This window comes from Citreicoccus inhibens, from assembly GCF_019039035.1.
In the GTDB taxonomy this organism is placed as follows: Bacteria; Myxococcota; Myxococcia; order Myxococcales; family Myxococcaceae; genus Citreicoccus; species Citreicoccus inhibens.
Genome location: NZ_JAHNZT010000113.1, coordinates 1 through 1,455, shown reverse-complemented (window position 1 = coordinate 1,455; position 1,455 = coordinate 1). Strand labels below are relative to the sequence as shown.

Sequence of the window (1,455 nt, the reverse complement as noted above, 5' to 3'; positions counted from 1 at the left end):
GAGACTGCCGCGGACGTGGACCCCTTCGGGCCGTGAGCCTGCACCGCTGAACTGGTTGCCGTAGCCCCGTGCGTGGAGGGCTCGCTACGAGCCCTCTGCGCGCCTCTTCGAGGACACAAGAATGGTTGAAGACTTCTCCGCAATGCACGGGGACGGGGGACGTGTTGTCTCTTGTGCCCAGGACTCCAGCGTCGGCGCAGTGCCCGCGCTCCATACGGGTACGGCCCTGGCGACGCGGACGCTGCGCGTGCGCGTGGACGCCGGGCTTCGTCTGGCTGTGGGCGAGGTGCCGCCAATGATGCTGGAGCGCCTCTGCCATGCGCTCTCCCTCCCCAACCCCGCGTACCGGAAGCTGCTGCGCCTGGGAAAGCGGCCGGGCAGTGAGCCGGAGACGCTCTACTTCTTCCGCCAGGAGGGGCGCGAGCTGGTGCTGCCGCGTGGGGCCATTCACCTCGTGCGCCGGGCTGCGGACGAGGCGGGTGTGACGCTGTCCTTCGAGGACGCGCGGGTGCTTCCACCCAAGGGCCTGCCGAAGTTGCCGGCGGTGTCCTTGCGCGATTACCAGGCCGCGGCCGTGGAGCGCCTAGTGCAGGCCGCGCAGGGGACGGCGGTGCTGCCCTGTGGTGCGGGGAAGTCGCTGCTCGCAGTAGGGGCCATCGCCCGTCTGCGCACGCCGACACTCATCCTCGTCCACACCTTGGATTTGGCGGACCAGTGGAGAGAGCACGTCCGCGAGCGCTTGGGGCTGGAGGCCGGCTTCATTGGCGCTGGGGCGGAGGACGTGAAGCCAGTCACCGTGGCCGTCGTCCAGTCCCTCGCGCGCTGGGACGAGGCGAAGCTCGACGCCTTGCTGGGCCGCTTCGGCCTACTCGTCCTCGACGAGGCCCACCACATTGCAGCCAGTGCTTTCTACCGCCTTGTCGACCGTTGCCCTGCGCGCTACCGGCTGGGCCTGACGGCGACACCCGAGCGGGAGGACGGGCTGACGCCCCTGCTGCGCCTGTACCTGGGGGCGCCTCTGGCGATTGTGACGCACGAGGACCTCGTCGCGCGCGGCGTGCTGGTGGTGCCGGAGGTGCGAGTCGTGGAGACGGAGTTCGACTACCCCTACGGCCGCGCCGCGGACTACGCGCCCATGCTGGAGGCGCTGGCAGAGGACAGGGCTCGCAACGAGCTCATCATCGGCGCCGTCGCTCGCGAGGCCTGGGCGGGCCACGTGTGCCTCGTGCTGTCGGGGCGGGTGGAGCACTGCAAGTTGCTGGCGCAGCGGCTTACGGCCTGTGGGTTGTCAGCTGCGGCGTTGACGAGTGAGGTGCCTCGCGAGGAGCGCAAGGCCCTCCTGGACAAGGCTCGCCAAGGACGCGTGTCCGTCCTGGTGGCCACCAGCCTCGCCGACGAGGGGCTGGATTTGCCTCGCCTCTCCCGTGTCTTCCTGGCGTTCCCCAGCCGCTCACG

General features: G+C 70.0%; 1 protein-coding gene. It reads left to right on the top strand.

The features are described 5' to 3' along the window. Positions 1-199: 199 nt before the first annotated feature. Positions 200-1,455, top strand: a 1,256-nt coding sequence (locus KRR26_RS36475; protein WP_407931768.1) for a DEAD/DEAH box helicase, incomplete at its 3' end; no start/stop codon positions are given.